This window comes from Nocardia asteroides, assembly GCA_019930625.1.
In the GTDB taxonomy this organism is placed as follows: domain Bacteria; phylum Actinomycetota; class Actinomycetes; order Mycobacteriales; family Mycobacteriaceae; genus Nocardia; species Nocardia sputi.
This window is the reverse complement of record CP082844.1, coordinates 1,599,983-1,617,209: the sequence shown is the minus strand read 5'-3', so window position 1 is coordinate 1,617,209 and position 17,227 is coordinate 1,599,983. Positions and strand designations below refer to the sequence as shown.

Sequence of the window (17,227 nt, the reverse complement as noted above, 5' to 3'; positions counted from 1 at the left end):
TGGAGCGATCCAGATCTCACGCGTGCGCGGCCGGGGAGTTCTTGCCCGGTGGGACCAGTAGAACGGGGCGGTGGCAGTGCTTGAGGACGGCGTCGGCGACGCTGCTGTGCAGGAGCGCGCGAATCCCGGTGGCGCCACGGGTGCCTGCGACGATGATGTCGACGTCCAGCTCGTCGGCGCAATCGACGATGGCGTTCCAGATGGTCGTGGTGCATTCGGCGGTGCGCGCCTCGGCGTTCAGTCCCGCCGACTCGGCCAGCCGCACGCCCTCGGCGTTGGTGGCGCGCGCGTCGACGTAGGCGATGTCCTCGAGCTGGTCGTCGGGCACCCATTCCGGTTGCATGACGCCCGAAAGCCCGGACAGGCGAGCGGCTTGACGCACCATGGGCTCCCAGGCGGTCAGCACGATGGCTCTATTCGCGCTGAGGAATCGCCCGGCGTATTGGACGGCGCGTTTGGCGTTCTCCGAGCCGTCGTAGGCGATGAGCATCAGATCGCAGGGCACGATGACCTCCTGGGCAGGCGCATGCCGACACCATGAGGTTACCCTCGGCGGCGCGCGTCAACCGGCTCGTTTTCCGGCTTCCACCTGCGAGAACGCGGGCCGCGACCAACCCGGCCGCGGTGATGTCCGGTGTATCCCGTCCGGGCGTGAGCGACGGCAGGCGGCGCGCGGCCGGCGCCGGCGCGCTGCCGGAGGGCGGCGACACGAAATCGCTCCGAGGCGGCCCCGCGCCGGGACGGCCATTCGGTGCCGCGCGCGAGTTACCTGCCCGGTAGGGCTGGAGCGACTGCGGTCGCGCACCTCGCGACGAGTACGGTTGGCCTCTATGCGGAAGACGCCTCTGCTCGTCCTCGCCGTTCTCGCCGCCGTCGCGACCGCCTGCTCGAACGGCGGCTCCACCGAGTCGGCCTCGTCGAGCACCACCACGCCGGAAGCGACCACCGCAGCGATCCCGGCCACCGGCTCGGCGCCCCCGGACTGCAACGCCGGATACCTCGCGCAGTTCACCACCCGCGGGAAACTCGCCCAGTTGCTGACCGTCGGCGTCACCGGCGCCGCCGATGCCACCGGCGTGGTGCGCGATGAGCAGATCGGCGGCATCTTCGTGGGCGGCTGGACCGACGAGGCGCTGCTCGGTTCCGGGCAGATCACGCAGGTGACACAGGCCGCCAAGGTACCGCTGATGGTCACCATCGATGAGGAAGGCGGCCGCGTCTCGCGGGTGCGCGACCTGATCGGCCCGGCTCCGTCGGCGCGGGAGACGGCCCAGACCATGAGTCCCGAGCAGTACTACAGCGCGACGCTGGCCAGGGGTCGGGCGCTGAAGGACCTCGGCGTGACGGTGAACTTCGCCCCCGATGTCGACGTCAGCTCCCAGCCCGACGACACGGTCATCGGCGACCGCTCCTTCTCCGACGATCCGGCGGTGGTCACCCGCTACGCGGACGCCTACGTCCGGGCTATGCGCGAGGTCGGCGTCGGCACGGTGATGAAGCACTTCCCCGGCCACGGTTCCGCCTCGGGCGACTCGCACACCGGCGCGGTGCGCACCCCGCCGCTGGAGCAGATGCAGACGGTGGACTTGGCGCCGTTCCGCGACCTGGTCGGTTCGGGCGCCGCCGTCATGGTCGGTCACTTGGACGTGCCCGGACTGACCACACCGGACGTCCCCGCCAGCATCAGCCCGGAAACGATGCGTTTGCTGCGCGAGGGCACCGGTTACGGCGCCGCCGCGTTCCAGGGACCGATCTTCACCGACGATCTCGGCGGCATGGCGGCGATCACCAGCCGGATGTCGATCGAAGACGCCGTCGAAGCCGCGCTGCTCGCCGGCGCGGACAATGCCCTGTGGATCACCACCGATGCGGTGCCTCAGGTGCTCGACCGGCTGGAGCAGGCCGTGTCGAGCGGGCGCCTGCCGATGGCGCAGGTGGATGCCTCGGTGTTGCGCATGGCCGCGTTCAAGGGTGCGCTGCCGCGCTGCTGAGCGCGCCGCACGGCCGAGTCGGGCGACTGGTGAGCAAATCGGACCGCCGGAACTTACCTTGGAGTAATATATGAGATTCACCTGTGGTAGGAGTGTTGATGGCGGGCGGTACGAAGCGACTTCCGCGGGCTGTACGCGAGCAGCAGATGCTCGACGCCGCCGTGGAGGTCTTCTCGCGTAAAGGCTTCCACGACACGTCGATGGACGCGATCGCCGCCGAGGCGAAGATCTCCAAGCCGATGCTCTATCTGTACTACGGCTCCAAGGACGAGCTATTCCGTGCCTGCATCCAGCGGGAGGGGCTGCGGTTCATCGAATCGGTCGCGCCCGCGGGCAACCCGTTGTTGACACCACACGAGCAGGTGCGCACCGCGCTGGAGGGCTTCCTCGGTTTCGTCGACCGCAACCGGCGCTCCTGGCAGGTGCTCTACCGGCAGGCCATCGGCCAGCAGGCGTTCGCCTCGGAGATCGAGAACGCGCGCGAACGCGTCATCGAGCTGACCGCCAAACTGCTGGAGTCCAGCGCCAAGCACGCCGAACCGGGGACGAACTTCGACGTTGTCGCGGTCGCGGTGATCGGCGCGGGCGAGGCCATCGCCGACCGGCTGGCCAGTGGCCGCATCGAAGTCGCCGAGGCGGTCGACCTGCTGGACGACTTGGCCTGGCGCGGCCTGGCGGGCCGGAAGAAGACCGAGTAGCCCGCCTTTTTCCCACCCTGGTTGCTTCCGCGCCTCCCTCCTGCCACAGTGCGTGAGTTCGCAAAACGCGGACCGGCTCATTCGATCGAGCCGGGAGAAACGGGGCGGAAGTGTTCGGGTTGCTCAGGCCGTGTGCGCACGGCGCTCAGAAGTACGGAATCGATGCGGCCGAGTGGCGTGCGCATCTGTGCGGTTTGTGTCTCGGGCTGCGGGACGGGCACGGTCAGCTCGCCCGCGCCACCACCAACAAGGACGCGCTGGTGCTGAGCATGCTCACCGAGGCGCAGTCCGGTTCGTCGGCACGCACCACCGCGGCGCCGTGTCCGCTGCGGGGAATGCGCCGCGCGTCGGTGGCCACCGCCGATTCGCCCGGCGTTCAGCTCGCCACCACCGCCTCACTACTGTTGGCGGCGGCCAAGATTCGCGACCACGTGGACGACGGCGAGGTTGCCGCGCTCGCCCGCGCGCCGCTGGCGAAAGCCGCGACGCGCTGGGACCGGGAGGCCCGCGCGGGCGCGGAGCGGATCGGTCTCGACGTCGAACCGCTCGTCGCGGCGCTGAACGCGCAGGTGCGACTGGAGCAGGAGGCGAAAGTCGCGGTGGGCGGTTCGGGCAGGGCGGGGTCGGCCGGGTTCGAGCCGGAATCGCTTGCCGCTTCGCCGCATTGGCGCTCGGCGATGGGGCCGTCGGCCGATCCGCTCGACCGCTTGACCGCGCCGACCCAGCTGTGCGCCTCGTCGTTCTTCGCGCACACCGCCGTGCTGGCCGACCGCCCGGGCAATATCGATGCGTTGCGGCAGGCAGGGTGGGAGTTCGGCCGGATCGCGCATCTGGCCGATGCCGTCGCCGACTACGACGACGACGCCACCCATGATCGCTTCAACCCCCTCGCGATCACCGGCATCACCGTGCCCGAGGCCTACGACCTGCTGCGGCAATCGAATTCGCGCCTGCGCGCGGCCGTCGCGGCGGCCGAGCTGAGCCGGGTGCCCACCGTCCGCTGGATGCTGCTGGACCCGCTGACCGCGGTGCTGCGGCGGCTCGGTCACGGTCTGGGGACCTTCGCCGCCCACACCTGCTCGGCGTCGCCCGATACCGAAGGCTCGCCGCGCGCCGAGGTTCGCGCCCGCGTACCGGGAACCGGGAGCCGTCCGCCGACCCGTCGTCCGGGCGTCGGCGAATCCCTCGCGCTCATCCTGGGCGGCTACTGCACCGGGTACGCGTGCTGCGCCGACCACACTCAGCCGTGCACCGGCGAACGCAAGGACGCCTGGATCAAGAATTGCGACTGCGGCGATTGCGGCGAATGTGACTGCGGCTGCTGCAATTGCGGTGACTGCGGCTGCTGCAACTGCAATTGCGACTGCTGATCCGCACCCGCAGAGCTCGCCGAACGCACTGAGCCGCATCCCGATTCACCCAGATCGGGATGCGGCTCAGCGGATCGTTCAGCGCAGGGTCGCCGTCAGATGCGGGTATCCCTTCTTCGGGTGGCGCAGTGCCAGATCCCAACCACCTTCGGCCTGGTCGGCATACACGTTGACGGTGGAAGGCAGCAGAATCGGCTTACCGAACTTGACCGAGTACGTGGTGTGTTCCGGGATGCGCCCCTCGACGGCGCCGAGGATGGCCGCGGCCGACCACATGCCGTGGGCGATCGACCTCGGGAAGCCGAACGCCTTGGCGCCCAACGCCGAGGTGTGGATCGGGTTGTGGTCACCGGACGCGGCGGCGTAGCGGGTGATCGTCTTCTGATCCACCCGCAACGTGCGCAGCGGCGGCGGCGGGACCTCGTCGGGCTTCGGCTCCTGCTTCGGCCCGCCCGACAGCGAGGTGCGCTGCTGGTGCAGGAACGTGGTGACCTGGTGCCACACCAGTTCCCGCCCCACCTTCACATCGCTGATCGCGTCGACGAGCAGCCCCTTCGGGTGCTCGCGAAGGTTCTCGATGTGCGTGCGGATGTCCAGCGGCTCGCTCACCGAGATGTCCCGGGTGCGCTCGATGACGTTCTGCGCGTGCACCGCGCCCACCGCCACGAACGGGAAATCCCGCGCCACCACCAGCTGCATCGCCAGCGGGAAGGTCAGGATGAACGGATAGGTCAGCGGCAGCGCGTCGCCGAACCGAAGACCGGTAGCCCGGCAATAGGCGGCCAGATGATCCGGATCCACCCGCAGGCCCTCGAGCTGCACGGCCCGGTCCGGCAGCGTCGGCTTGCGCGCCGAGAGCAGCGGCACCGCACCGAGTGCGGCCTTCGCGAACAGGCGGCTGTTCTTCGGCGGTTCGGTGAGGGCGATCACCTGCGTCTTCTCTCGGCCTGCCTGCGCCTGGGTCATCATGCTCCGATCAGGCTCTGCCCGCAGACCCGCACCACGTTGCCGGTCACCGCGTTGGAAGCCGGGCTCGCGAAGTAGGCGATGGTCTCGGCGACGTCGACGGTCTGACCGCCCTGCAGCAGCGAACTCATCAGCCGGCCCGCCTCCCGGGTGGCCAGCGGGATGGCTGCGGTCATCGCGGTCTCGATGAACCCGGGCGCGACGGCGTTGATGGTGATGTTCTTCTCCGCCAGCTTCGGCGCCTCGGCGTCGACCATACCGATGACGCCCGCCTTGGAGGCGCCGTAGTTGGTCTGGCCGCGGTTGCCCGCGATGCCCGCGATCGAGGACACGTCGATCACGCGACCGCCCTCCTTCAGCGCGCCCCTGGCCACCAGGCCCTCGGTGATCCGGTGCGGCGCGGCGAGATTGACGTTGATGACCGCGTTCCAGCGGCCCTCGTCCATGTTCGCCAGCAGTTTGTCGCGGGTGATGCCCGCGTTGTGCACGATGATGTCGATGCCGCCGAAACGCTCGGTGGCGAACTCGGCCAGCTTCTCCGCCGCGTCGGGCGCGGTCACGTCGAGCGCGAGCGCGGTGCCGCCCACTTTGTTCGCGGTCTCCGACAGCGCTTCACCCGCTGCTGGGATGTCGGCCACGATCACCTGGGCCCCGTCGCGGGCGAACACCTCGGCGATGGTCGCGCCGATGCCGCGCGCCGCGCCGGTGACCACGGCGACCTTGCCGTCCAGCGGGCGGTCCCAGTCGGCGGGCGCGCTCGCGTCGTCCTTGCCGACCCGGATCACCTGGCCGTCGACGAACGCCGACTTGGCCGAGAGCAGGAAGCGCAGGGTCGACTCCAAGCCGGTCGCCGCGGCGGACGCATCCGGGTGCAGGTAGACCAGCTGAGCGGTCGAGCCGCGCAGCAGTTCCTTGGCCACCGAGCGGGTGAAGCCCTCCAGCGCGCGCTGCGCGATCTGCTGGTCCACGCCGGACGCCAGTTCGGGCGTGGTGCCGATGACCACGATGCGCCCGGACGGGGTGAGGCTGCGCAGGGCGGGCTGGAAGAATTCGAACAGCTGCGAGAGGTCCTCGATGGTGCCGATGCCGGTGGCGTCGAACACCAATGCGCCGTATTTGGTTTCGGGGCTGAGCGCGTCGGCGAAGGTGTAGTCCGACAGCAGCGCGCGCACCGGCTCGGCGACCCGGCCCTTGCCGCCGATCAGCACCGGGCCCGGCAGCGCGGGCTCGCCCTTGACGTAGCGGCGCAATGCCTCCGGCTTCGGAAGGTTGAGCTTGCTGGCCAGGAACGCGCCAGGTGCGGAGTGTACGAACGATCCGTAGAGGTTGGGAGCACCCTTGCTCTTGCTGGCTGCCACTATTCCTACCTTTTCTGAGTTCAGTCTCTCGGGTCTGGGGTAGCCCCGGCGTGGTTTGCTGGCGCACATTTGCGGGGTACGTGTCGACATTAAACTTACTCCAGAGTAAGTTTAATGTAAACAACCGCGACGGGGCGCCGATCAGCGCGGAATGTCCGCGCCGGACCGGGCCACCGGGACATCCATCCACGAGACCTTGGAGACTCGAGTGACTAGCAAAGCCCGTTCGGCGAAGAGCACCGCCAATACCGGTAAGACCACCCGCCCGGTCGCGATCGTGGGCGGCAACCGGATTCCGTTCGCTCGCTCGGACAAGGCGTACGCGCACGCCTCCAACCAGGACATGTTCACCGCCGCGCTGGACGGTCTCGTCAGCCGCTTCGGCCTGCAGGGCGATCGGCTCGGCATGGTCGTCGGCGGCGCCGTACTGAAGCGGGTCGGCGAGCACGGGCTGATCCGGGAGAGCGTGCTCGGCAGCAAGCTCAGCCCGTACACCCCGGCGCACGACCTGCAGCTGGCCTGCGGCACCGGGCTCCAGGCGATCGTCACCGTCGGTGACGCGATCGCCGCGGGCCGCATCGAGGCCGGCGTCGGCGGCGGCACCGACACCACCTCGGACGCTCCGATCGGCGTGAGCGAGGGCATGCGGGAGTGGATGCTCGACGCCAACCGCGCCAAGACCAACAAAGACCGCCTCAAACTGGTCGGCCAGCTGCGCCCGAGCATGCTGGGCATCGAGATCCCCCGCAACGCCGAGCCGCGCACCGGGTTGTCCATGGGTGAGCACGCCGCCATCACCGCCAAGGAGTTCGGCATCCCGCGCGAGGCGCAGGACGAGCTGGCCTACCTGTCGCACAAGAACATGGCGGCCGCCTACGACCGCGGTTTCTTCGACGACCTGATCACGCCGTTCCTCGGTCTCACCCGCGACGACAACCTGCGGCCGAACTCCTCGATCGAGAAGCTGGCCACTCTGAAGCCGGTCTTCGGCGTCAAGGCGGGCGACGCGACCATGACCGCGGGCAACTCCACTCCGCTGACCGACGGCGCCTCCGCGGTGCTGCTGTCCAGCGAGGAGTGGGCGGCCGAGCGCAAGCTGCCGGTGCTGGCCCACCTGGTCGACAGCGAGGTCGCCGCGGTCGACTACATCCACGGTCCCGACGGCCTGCTGATGGCGCCGACCTACGCGGTGCCGCGCCTGCTCGCCCGCAACGGCCTGACCCTGCAGGACTTCGACTACTACGAGATCCACGAGGCCTTCGCCTCGGTGGTCCTGGCCACCCTGGCCGCGTGGGAGTCCGACGCCTACTGCAAGGAGCGCCTCGGCCTCGACGGCGCGCTCGGCTCGATCGACCGCAGCAAGCTCAACGTCAACGGCTCGTCGCTGGCCGCGGGCCACCCCTTCGCCGCCACCGGCGGCCGCATCGTCGCCGCCACCGCGAAGATGCTCGCCGAAAGGGGCTCCGGCCGAGCCCTGATCTCCATCTGCGCCGCGGGCGGCCAGGGCGTCGTCGCCATCCTCGAGCGCTAGACCACTCCTCGCAGGTAGGCATCGAAGGCGGTATGGGTTCGAAGAAGCGGACCCATACCGCCTTGCCGTCTGTAAGCTGTGAGAACGGTGAGCGGTATTTCGCCGATCGCTGCGGGGCGGGCTCCCATAGGCCGGGCAAGAGGTTGTTGGCGGCAGTAATCCGCCGATTTCGCGGACCGGGCCGTAGTCCGCCGCTCTCGGGCTCATGCGCGGAGCGGAAACCGCCTCATTTCCCGGGCAGTTCGATGTGCCCTCCGAAAGCTTTGCGCATCGCCGAGAGCACTTTGTCCGCGTATTGGGCATCGCCTCGGGAGGAGAAGCGCGCGAAGAGGGCCGAGGCCAGGACGGGTACGGGTACGCCGGTGTCGATGGCGGCATCGACGGTCCAGCGGCCCTCTCCGGAATCGGAGACCCGGCCACTGTAGGAATCGAGGTTCGGGTCCGCGTGCAGCGCGGCCGCGGTGAGGTCCAGCAACCAGGAGGCGACCACCGAGCCTCGCCGCCACAACTCGGTGACCTCGGGCACGTTGATGTCGTACCGGTAGTACTCGGGGTGCTCCAGCGGTGTCTCCTCCGCGGAGAACTCGCCGGGGTGCTCGGCTCCGTAGTTGGCCTTCTGGAGGATGTTCAACCCCTCGGCGTAGGCGGCCATCGCCCCGTACTCGATGCCGTTGTGCACCATCTTCACGAAGTGACCCGCACCCGCGGGCCCGCAGTGCAGGTAGCCCAGTTCGGCGGTGGACGGCTCGCCGGTGCGTCCAGCGGTCCGTTCGGCCGCCTCGAGGCCCGGTGCGATGGACTTCAGCAGCGGGTCCAGGTACTTCACCGGCTCGGTCTCTCCGCCGATCATCAGGCAGAAGCCGCGGGCCAGGCCGAACACCCCGCCCGAGGTGCCGATGTCCACGTAGTGGATGCCCTTGGGTTTCAGCTGCTCGGCGCGCCGGATGTCCTCGTGATAGCGGCTGTTGCCGCCGTCGATGACGATGTCGTCCGGCTCGAGTAGTTCGGCGACCTGTTCGATCACCGCACCGGTCGCGCCGGCGGGAATCATCACCCACACCACGCGTGGGGTCTCGAGCATGCCGACGAATTCGGCGAGATCGGTGCTGCCGCGGAAGTTGTCCCCGAGCTCGGCGCGCAGTTCGTCGATGTGAGCGGAGTGACGTTCGTACCCGACGGCGGTGTGTCCGTCCCTGACGATGCGACGCACGATGTTGGCGCCCATCCGGCCGAGGCCGATCATTCCCAACTGCATGCCATCCATCTCCCTTGTATGCGAAGTCTTGCGGCGGGTCGTCCCTCCTCTCGATTCTCCCCGCGTGGGATCGGTCACGGTTCGTCCCGCGGGTGTAACGCCCCTGGCGGCACACCGATAAACAGGTCGGCTCCGCGCAGTTGCCAGACCCCCGACCCGGCAACTGCGCGGGCCTCTTTGTGTGGTGTACCCGGTTCTTTGCGCGGGATTTGCTCTACGCCCGAGCTGTGCCGACCGCTGTCGGTAGGGACCACTATCGTTGGCGGGGACTCGCATCGTGCGGGTCCACAATTCCATGGAACGGGGAGGACGGTTCGTGACGAGCCAGCCGAGCACCGGAGGACACGGCCCACACCCTGGTGGCGAAGTCGGACGGCGCCAGCTCCTCGGGGCGGAGCAACCCCAAGGATCGGACCGGTCGGTCGCGTGGAGCGGCGACGCGCAGCCCACTCAGCCTCTGCACACTACCCGGCGAGGGCCCGTGCCGCCCGCACCTCGCCGTGCGCCCGCGCGTCGCCCGATCTCCACTCCGCCACCGAAGCGCCGGGACACCGCGCTCGTGCGCCGAGCGGGTATCGCCGTCGGCGCCGTCCTGGCGGTCGCCGGTCTCGGATACGCGGTGGACTGGGTGCTGTCCGCGGGTGAGGTGCCGCGCGGCACCGTCGTCGCGGGCGTCGACGTCGGCGGCATGGACAAGTCCGCGGCCGATGCCGCTCTGCGCGCCGAACTCGATCCGAGGACGAGCCGGGAACTGCCGCTGCGCATCGGCGACGTGCAGACCCGCATCGTGCCGAGCGCCGCCGGACTGGCCGTGAACTGGGACGCCACCTGGTCGCGGATCGGCTCCCAGCCGCTCAATCCGTTCACCCGGCTCGCCTCCTTCTTCACTACGCGCGACGTGGCGATCGTCAGCGCGGTCGACGAGCAGGCCATGGATCGTCAGCTGACCGAGCTGCGGGTGCACGACCGCCCCTCGGTGGAGGGCACCATCACCTTCGACCGGGCCAGACCCGTCGCGGTGCCGCCGGTCCCCGGACGAGTGCTCGACGCCGCCGCCGCTCGTACGGAATTGGCCGACCGCTGGATCACCGGGACGACGCTGGATCTCCCGGTGGTTCCCGCCCCATTGGGCGTGCGTCCGGAAGCCGTCGACAAGGCACTGCGCGAGATCGCCCAACCCGCCGTGCAGGCGCCGATCTCGTTCGCCGGCAAGGGCGGCGCGGCCAGGCTCGATCCCGAGCAGATCGCCTCCGTCCTGACCTTCGCGCCGGACGGGCAGGGTGGTCTGGCAGTGTCGGTGAATCAGGACGCCGCGATCGGACTGCTCGCGCCGCAACTCGCCACTACGGAAGTGGAGCCGAAGGACGCGACGTTCGCGGTGTCCGGTGGCAAGCCGTCAGTGGTCCCCGCCGTGGTCGGCGACAAGATCAACTGGCCGAAGACCTTGGAACAGTTCACCGCACTGCTGGTCGCCCCGGGCGAGCGGACCGCGCAGGCGGTCTACGAGCGCATCGAACCGAAACTGACCACCGAGGCCGCGCAGGGTCTCGGCGTGATCGAGACCGTCGGATCGTTCACCACCGGTGGTTTCAGCGGCCCTTCCGGCGTCAATATCCGCACCGTGGCCAGGAAGGTCAACGGCGCGATCGTCAAGCCGGGAGAGACGTTCTCGCTCAACGAGTTCACCGGTCCGCGCGGCACCGCCGAGGGATATGTCGAGTCCGGCATCATCGACCACGGCCGTCCCAGCACCGCCGTCGGCGGCGGCATCAGCCAGTTCGCCACCACGCTCTACAACGCGGCGTACTTCGCCGGCCTCGAGGACGCGGGCCACACCGAGCACAGCTACTACATCTCCCGCTACCCCGCCGCCCGCGAGGCCACCGTCTTCGACGGCGCGATCGACCTCGCATTCCGCAACAACTCGCAAACCGGCATCTACATCGAGACTTTCGCGACCGACTCGGAAATCACCGTCCGCCTGTGGGGCACCAAGACGGTCGATGTCGAATCCATCACCGGCGAGAAGACCAAACCCACCGAACCCAACACGATCACCTTGCCCAAGGGCAAGGACTGCATCGCCTCCGAAGGCGCACCCGGCTTCACCATCTCCGACACCCGCGTCATCACCGACCGCAAGACGGGCCGCGAAGTCTCCCGCAAGACCCGCACGGTGAAGTACGACCCCATTCCCATCGTGAAGTGCGAGTGAGGAAACAGCGGCGAACGCACGCCGAGCGAATCCGCTCCGTCCCGCGCTGGACAGGGCGGATTCGCACTTTCACAACGGTGTTTTCATCAGCAGCACGTTGTACTGGGTGTGCTGGGTGACCAGGAAGTAGAGGTCACGGCCGGTTTGGTAGGGGTAGATCATCGGCGCGTAAGCCGTGGGGAGGGAGCGGGCTTCGATGAGGACGCGAGGTTCGCTCCACGGCCCTTCCGGGGCGGACGCGGTGCGCAGGACGACGTTGTTGGCCGGGTCGGTGGTCAGCATGACGTACTGGCCGAGGTGTTCGTTCCACATGACAGAGAGTTCCGCGACGCCGCCGAGGATCGGGGCCGCGGTCTTGGCGTCGGTGGGCTTCCACGCTTTGCCGTCCCAGTACTCGTAGGCGTCGATGTCGGCGATCTGGGCTTCTTTCGCGCGGGAGACGAAACCGGGATTGTTCCGGCCCGCCGGCGTGCCGTAGCGGTAGATGTAGCCGCCCGCCTTCAGGAAGGCGTTCTGCTGGAAGTTCTCGTGGCCGTCGACGTTGGCACGGCGGGTGTGGGTGAGCTGCGACCACGTGGTGCCGCCGTCATGGGAGGCGGCGAGGGTGGAGAAATTGGTGTGCCACCTGCCGTGATCACCCCATTCGCGCACCGACATCATGCTCATGTACTGCACGCCGCCCACCGAGATGCCCGCCGTGGGAATCAGGCTGATCTCGATGCCGGGGATCTTGGGGCTCGGCAACGGGTTGGGCACCACGTCGTCGAAGATGATGCCGTCGGCCGGGTCGTGCGAGGAGCTGCGGAACAGCACGTTGCTGGTCCAAGCCCAGAGGCTGCCCGCGAGGAGGTTGGGCACGCCGATGCCCGCGCTGTCGCCGAAGGCGGTGATCATCCGGCCGTTGCCGTCGTCCCACATGATGCCGAGGTCGGTGCCGAGCACGTTGACCGCTTGCGTGCGATTCGGGCTGTCCATGCCGGTCACCTGGAACACCGCTTTGGTCGGGCCGGGCAGCTCGGGCAGGCCGTGAATGCCGTTGAGCGCCGGGATCGGTATGACGTTGTTCGGGTCTGCTCCGGCGGGCGCGGCGGCGGTCAGCGCGAGAACCGCGGTGAGCGCGCCGGCTCCGGCGAGTGCGGACAGCGATCGAGTCATCCGGCAATTCCCTTCTCGTGGGACGCAGTCTGCTGGGTAATTCTGCCTGCTCGCCGCCGCGATGTCGCCTACATCGACGCGTGGGCTCCGCGCGTTCGGCCGATCGTCACCAGCCGGTGCAGCCACCACGGGCGTTCCGGGAGCTCGGGGCTGTAGACCCGCATGCTCATCGAGCGGATCCGGCCCGTGGCGAGTTCGCGTACCCGCAAACTGCGGCGGGGGATGTCGGCGGCGCGTACTTCGGTGGTCCACATACGGTCCCAATCGGGGGAACGGCGGCAGCGTTCGGCGACCTGTTCGACGCGCTCGCGCGGGGCGAGCGGAGACAGGATGCGGAAGGCGTCCACGAGCAGGTGCGCCTCCACGGCCCAGTCCACCATCACCCGCCGGGCCGCCGCGTCGAGAAACATCCACTCCAGCACGTTCGCTCGGGCGACAGCTCCGGGAAAGGCGCGTTCGTAGGCGGAATTGGCCTCCACCAGATCCTGGGTCGGCATCCGCTGGTAGCAGGCCGGGTCGGGGAGGCTGTGCAGGTCGGCTCGGTCGTCCGGGGTCGGCACGTCGGGGCCCGGTCCGTAGGCGGAGGTGAAGAAGCTGGGCAAGGTCAGCACGACGATGTGCTTGCGATACCAGATGGGCACCTCGAGCGCGTCGAACAATTGTTGCAGCAGCGCGTGATTCGGCGCGACCGCGCCCGTTTCGACTTCGTCCAGCACCGCCTCGGCGAGGCCGGCGCGCTGGGCGAGTTGGGTCGGTGTCAATCCCGCGGCGAGTCGTCGTTCGCGCAGATAAGCGCCGATGCCAGTCGTGTTGCGCGTCACCTCGGGCACCCCTGCCGACAATATTCGCGTCGAACTGTGTGGATCGGGAGGTTCCTGCTGCCCTCCGGGAGCACGCAATCTACCGGAGAGAATCGGCGCCGAACGGCGATCGAATGTCACGAAACGACAAATCTAGACGACAAAGGCCCGGAGAAGATCTCCGGGCCTTTGTGCCGTATCGGTGGTGCGAGCGTCAGAACGCGGCTTCGTCCAGCTCCATGATGTCGTTGTCCAGGTTGGACAGCACGGCGCGGGTGGCGGTCAGCTCAGGCAGGACGTTGCGCGCGAAGAACTGCGCGACCGCGACCTTGCCCTGGTAGAACGCCTCGTCGGCGCCGGTGGCGCCGTTGTCCAGCGCCGCGATGGCGACCTCGGCCTGGCGCAGCAGCTGCCAGCCGATCAGCAGATCACCCACCGAGAGCAGGAAGCGCACCGAACCCAGGCCGACCTTGTACAGCTCGCTCGGCTGCTCCTGGGCGCCCATCAGGTGGCCGGTGAGCGTGGCGGCCATGGCCTGCACGTCCTCCAGCGCGGTGGCCAGCAGCTTGCGCTCGCCCTTCAGGCGGCCGTTGCCCGCCTCGGCGTCGATGAACTTCTGCACCTGTCCGGCCACATGGGCCAGCGCGACGCCGCGGTCGCGGGCGATCTTGCGGAAGAAGAAGTCCTGCGCCTGGATGGCGGTGGTGCCCTCGTAGAGCGAGTCGATCTTCGCGTCGCGGATGTACTGCTCGATCGGGTAGTCCTGCAGGAAGCCGGAGCCGCCCAGGGTTTGCAGCGACTCGGTCAGGTACTGGTAGGCGCGCTCGGAGCCGACACCCTTGACGATCGGCAGCAGCAGATCGTTGACCCGAGCGGCCAGGTCGGCGTCGGCGCCGGAGACCTGCTGGGCCACGTCGTCGTTCTGGTGAGCGGCGGTGTACAGGTACACCGCGCGCAGCCCCTCCGCGTACGCCTTCTGGGTGGCCAGCGAACGACGGACGTCCGGGTGGTGGGTGATGGTCACGCGCGGCGCGGCCTTGTCGGTCATCTGCGTCAGGTCGGCGCCCTGGACCCGCTCCTTGGCGTAATCCCGCGCGTTCAGGTAACCGGTCGACAGGGTCGCGATGGCCTTGGTGCCCACCATCATGCGGGCGTGCTCGATGACATCGAACATCTGCGCGATGCCGTCGTGCACCTCGCCGACCAGCCAGCCCTTGGCGGGGATGCCGTGGCCGCCGAAGGTGACCTCGCAGGTGGCCGAGACCTTCAGGCCCATCTTGTGCTCGACGTTGGTGACGAACACGCCGTTGCGCTCGCCCAGCTCACCGGTCTCGGGGTCGAAGTGGAACTTCGGCACGAAGAACAGCGACAGGCCCTTGGTGCCCGGTCCGGCGCCCTCGGGGCGGGCCAGTACCAGGTGCATGATGTTGGGGAACAGATCGTCGGAGTCGGCGGAGGTGATGAACCGCTTGACGCCCTCGATGTGCCAGGTGCCGTCTTCCTGCTCGAGCGCCTTGGTGCGGCCCGCTCCGACGTCGGAGCCTGCGTCGGGCTCGGTCAGCACCATGGTGGCGCCCCAGCCCTGGTCGGCGGCTATCTGCGCCCACTTCTTCTGCTCGTCGGTCGCGTTGTTGTAGAAGATGTTCGCGAAGCCGGGGCCCGCGGCGTACATGAAGGCGGCGGGCTGCGCGCCCAGGATCAGCTCGGCGATGGCCCAGTAGGCCGCGCGGGGGATCGGCAGGCCGCCGAGCTCCTCGGCGATGCCCAGCTTGTCCCAGCCGCCGTCCTGGAGGGTGCGGTAGCTCTTCTTGAACGATTCCGGCAGCGTCACCGTGTGGGTCTCGGGATCGAAGACCGGCGGGTTGCGGTCGGCGTCGGCGAACGACTCGCCGAGCGGGCCTTCGGCCAGGCGCCGCACCTCGTTGAGCATCTCCTTGACGGTGTCCGCGTCGAGATCGCCGTATGCGCCGCTGTCCAGGATGGACCCCAAGCCCAGGACCTCGAAGAGGTTGAACTCCAGGTCGCGGACATTGCTCTTGTAGTGACCCATTGTCAGTACTCACTCTCCGTTGAGTTGGTGCGGTCGGTCGGTTGCCGTTCCCGCCCGTGTTCGCTCCACCGGGGTAGTCGTGCCGGTTTTCCGCATGCTACTCGCGGGTAACTTATTTGACATATTACCGAGCGGTAATGAAGTGGCAAAGAGCTGAGCTGGCAATGTGACGCGTTTTACAGTGTCCGATCCAGATCCCGGCACACCGTCGCGCACTGCGCTGACCACGGATGCGATCGTCCCGCCCTCCCGCGCGCAACCGGGCCGGGGACGAAGCCGAGTCAGAAGCCTAACGGCTCGTCGCCTCCCCGATGCCGAGCGCAGCGCCACCGCGCAGCCTGCTCCGAGTGGCCGCCAAGCCTCGGGCTCAGCCTTTGGTCCTCCCAACCGACTGCATGAACTAAGGCGAAACCGCAGGTCATACGGCTGGTGCCCCGGTAACCGAGATGGCGCCGCCACCGGTTTCGAGCGAAGCGAGATCGAGCATTGTCCGTTCCTGGAAAATAAGCACAGTGCGTATCGAGACGAGTGCCGGACCGGCTGAGGTCGAGCTCGAACAGCCGCGCAGGCCGGCGTTCCTGTTGCTGCTCACGCATGGCGCGGGTGGCGGGGTGGACGCGAAGGACCTGCTCGCGGTGCGTGACGCGGCGCTACGCCTCGGCGGCGCGGTCGCGCGGGTGGTGCAGCCGTATCGGGTCGCCGGGCGACGTGCGCCGGGTTCGGCGATCAAGCAGGACGAGGCTTGGCTCGAGATCGTCGCTCGGCTGCGCGGCCGCAAACGCATGCCGCTTATTCAGGGCGGCCGCAGCAACGGGGCGCGGGTGGCCTGTCGCACCGCGGTCGCGGCGCGCGCCCGTGGTGTCCTCGCGTTGTCGTTCCCGCTGCATCCGCCGGGCAAGCCGGAGAACTCCCGCCGGGACGAGTTGCTCGCTCCGGGGGACATCGAAGTGGTGGTCGTCAACGGGGCCAACGACCCGTTCGGCATCCCCGATCCAGCCGACGCCGCGGAGGTCCGCGTCATTCCCGGGCAGCCGCATGCTTTCCGCGCGGGCTTCGACCTGATCGCCGAGACCGTGACCCCGTGGCTCGAGCGCTGGTCGTGAACCGAAGCACGGCCCTTACCCCGCTGCCCGGGTGGCGATGACCAAGGCGTCGATGGCGTCGCCGGTCTCGGTGGGCCGGTAGACGCGGTCGGCGAGGCGCACGCGTACGTGGCTCGCGGTCGCCAGGGGACCGAGGTCGGCGACGATGTCGTCGGGAGTGAAGAGGATGGCCGGGTCCTGTGGCCCGCCGCAGCCGTCGGTGAGGTTGGTGGTGTCGTGGCCGAGCACGAGGAGGGTGCCCTCGGGAGCCAGCAGGTCGGCCGCCTTGCGGACCAGCGCGCGGCGCTGCTCGGCGGGCAGGTGCAGGAAGACCATCAAGACCAGCTCGAACGGCCCGGTGATTCCCGCCTCGTCCAGGTCGGTGACGTCGGCGCACTGCCAGGTGATGCGATTGCGGACCGAGCGGGACAAGCGCGACGCGACGGTGCGGCCTTTGTCGATGCCCACCTGGGAGTAGTCGACGGCGTGCACCTGCCAACCGTGTGTGGCGAGCCACAGGGTGTTGCGCCCCTCGCCGCACGCCAGGTCGAGGGCGCGGGGAAACTCCGGCGCATCGCCCTCGGGGGTGGCGGCCTGGAGCGGGGCACGGCGTTCCAACCCGTAGACATGCTCCACCACGGTGTTGTTCGGCGGTGCGCCCCAGACCAATTCAGTTTGCGCGTAGCGCTCGTCCCAGTCGGCCGCATCCATGTTTCGAGTCTATTGATCGCGTGGCCCGCGATCCCCAGGGTCGCC

Annotated in this window: 14 protein-coding genes; 6 read left to right on the top strand and 8 right to left on the bottom strand. The window is 68.7% G+C overall.

Annotated elements, in window-relative coordinates; all coding sequences use genetic code 11:
• Positions 1-16: 16 nt before the first annotated feature.
• Complete coding sequence (locus K8O92_07585; protein ID UAK33786.1) at positions 17-505, bottom strand: universal stress protein; 489 nt, start codon at positions 503-505, stop codon at positions 17-19.
• A gap of 325 nt (positions 506-830) precedes the next feature.
• Here K8O92_07585 and K8O92_07580 point away from each other — a divergent pair, with 325 nt between their 5' ends.
• From K8O92_07580 to K8O92_07570, 3 genes are all read left to right on the top strand, one after another.
• Entirely contained in the window at positions 831-1,991 is a 1,161-nt protein-coding gene (locus tag K8O92_07580; protein UAK33785.1) for a glycoside hydrolase family 3 protein, read from the top strand.
• Between the two features lie 98 nt (positions 1,992-2,089).
• Positions 2,090-2,689, top strand: coding sequence for a TetR/AcrR family transcriptional regulator (locus tag K8O92_07575; GenBank protein UAK33784.1), 600 nt, complete (start codon positions 2,090-2,092; stop codon positions 2,687-2,689).
• 110 nt (positions 2,690-2,799) lie between these two features.
• A complete protein-coding gene (locus K8O92_07570) occupies positions 2,800-4,059 on the top strand; it encodes a DUF5685 family protein (GenBank protein UAK33783.1) in 1,260 nt (419 codons plus the stop codon).
• Between the two features lie 78 nt (positions 4,060-4,137).
• On the opposite strand, the gene K8O92_07565 is transcribed toward K8O92_07570, so the two are convergent.
• Together K8O92_07565 and K8O92_07560 are read right to left on the bottom strand one after the other, a co-directional pair.
• The gene (locus K8O92_07565; protein ID UAK35502.1) at positions 4,138-5,025 is read right to left on the bottom strand and encodes a dehydratase; all 888 of its coding nucleotides are present in this window, start codon (positions 5,023-5,025) and stop codon (positions 4,138-4,140) included.
• Positions 5,025-6,383: a 3-oxoacyl-ACP reductase gene (locus K8O92_07560; GenBank protein UAK33782.1), complete on the bottom strand. Its 1,359-nt coding sequence runs from the start codon at positions 6,381-6,383 to the stop codon at positions 5,025-5,027. Before K8O92_07560 ends, K8O92_07565 begins: the two co-directional genes overlap by 1 nt.
• A 208-nt stretch (positions 6,384-6,591) precedes the next feature.
• Here K8O92_07560 and K8O92_07555 point away from each other — a divergent pair, with 208 nt between their 5' ends.
• Positions 6,592-7,914 carry an acetyl-CoA C-acetyltransferase gene (locus K8O92_07555; protein ID UAK33781.1) on the top strand — a complete coding sequence of 441 codons (1,323 nt, stop codon included), beginning with the start codon at positions 6,592-6,594 and terminating at the stop codon, positions 7,912-7,914.
• A 226-nt stretch (positions 7,915-8,140) separates the two neighbouring features.
• Here K8O92_07555 and gnd read toward each other — a convergent pair whose 3' ends face one another.
• Positions 8,141-9,169 (bottom strand): decarboxylating 6-phosphogluconate dehydrogenase, encoded by a 1,029-nt coding sequence (gnd, locus tag K8O92_07550; GenBank protein UAK33780.1) that lies wholly within the window; start codon positions 9,167-9,169, stop codon positions 8,141-8,143.
• A 295-nt stretch (positions 9,170-9,464) separates the two neighbouring features.
• Here gnd and K8O92_07545 point away from each other — a divergent pair, with 295 nt between their 5' ends.
• Entirely contained in the window at positions 9,465-11,384 is a 1,920-nt protein-coding gene (locus K8O92_07545) for a VanW family protein (protein ID UAK33779.1), read from the top strand.
• Positions 11,385-11,453: 69 nt separating this feature from the next.
• On the opposite strand, the gene K8O92_07540 is transcribed toward K8O92_07545, so the two are convergent.
• The 3 genes from K8O92_07540 to K8O92_07530 all read right to left on the bottom strand — a co-directional run bounded on the left by K8O92_07540 (position 11,454) and on the right by K8O92_07530 (position 15,389).
• Positions 11,454-12,539 carry a DUF4185 domain-containing protein gene (locus K8O92_07540; GenBank protein UAK33778.1) on the bottom strand — a complete coding sequence of 362 codons (1,086 nt, stop codon included), beginning with the start codon at positions 12,537-12,539 and terminating at the stop codon, positions 11,454-11,456.
• A gap of 68 nt (positions 12,540-12,607) precedes the next feature.
• Positions 12,608-13,360 carry a helix-turn-helix transcriptional regulator gene (locus tag K8O92_07535; protein ID UAK33777.1) on the bottom strand — a complete coding sequence of 251 codons (753 nt, stop codon included), beginning with the start codon at positions 13,358-13,360 and terminating at the stop codon, positions 12,608-12,610.
• Between the two features lie 193 nt (positions 13,361-13,553).
• Positions 13,554-15,389, bottom strand: a complete 1,836-nt coding sequence (locus K8O92_07530) for an acyl-CoA dehydrogenase (protein UAK33776.1) — start codon at positions 15,387-15,389, stop codon at positions 13,554-13,556.
• A gap of 512 nt (positions 15,390-15,901) precedes the next feature.
• On the opposite strand from K8O92_07530, the gene K8O92_07525 reads away from it, so the two are divergent.
• Positions 15,902-16,492, top strand: a complete 591-nt coding sequence (locus K8O92_07525) for an alpha/beta hydrolase (GenBank protein UAK33775.1) — start codon at positions 15,902-15,904, stop codon at positions 16,490-16,492.
• Positions 16,493-16,507: 15 nt separating this feature from the next.
• Here K8O92_07525 and K8O92_07520 read toward each other — a convergent pair whose 3' ends face one another.
• The gene (locus K8O92_07520) at positions 16,508-17,182 is read right to left on the bottom strand and encodes a class I SAM-dependent methyltransferase (protein ID UAK33774.1); all 675 of its coding nucleotides are present in this window, start codon (positions 17,180-17,182) and stop codon (positions 16,508-16,510) included.
• Positions 17,183-17,227: the final 45 nt, after the last annotated feature.

Coding starts and splice junctions, on each gene's coding strand:
- K8O92_07580 (UAK33785.1), top strand. CDS start 831: ATGCGGAAGACGCCTCTGCTCGTCCTCGCCGTTCTCGCCGCCGTCGCG.
- K8O92_07520 (UAK33774.1), bottom strand. CDS start 17,182: ATGGATGCGGCCGACTGGGACGAGCGCTACGCGCAAACTGAATTGGTC.
- K8O92_07575 (UAK33784.1), top strand. CDS start 2,090: ATGGCGGGCGGTACGAAGCGACTTCCGCGGGCTGTACGCGAGCAGCAG.
- K8O92_07545 (UAK33779.1), top strand. CDS start 9,465: ATGGAACGGGGAGGACGGTTCGTGACGAGCCAGCCGAGCACCGGAGGA.
- K8O92_07540 (UAK33778.1), bottom strand. CDS start 12,539: ATGACTCGATCGCTGTCCGCACTCGCCGGAGCCGGCGCGCTCACCGCG.
- K8O92_07565 (UAK35502.1), bottom strand. CDS start 5,025: ATGACCCAGGCGCAGGCAGGCCGAGAGAAGACGCAGGTGATCGCCCTC.
- gnd (UAK33780.1), bottom strand. CDS start 9,169: ATGCAGTTGGGAATGATCGGCCTCGGCCGGATGGGCGCCAACATCGTG.
- K8O92_07530 (UAK33776.1), bottom strand. CDS start 15,389: ATGGGTCACTACAAGAGCAATGTCCGCGACCTGGAGTTCAACCTCTTC.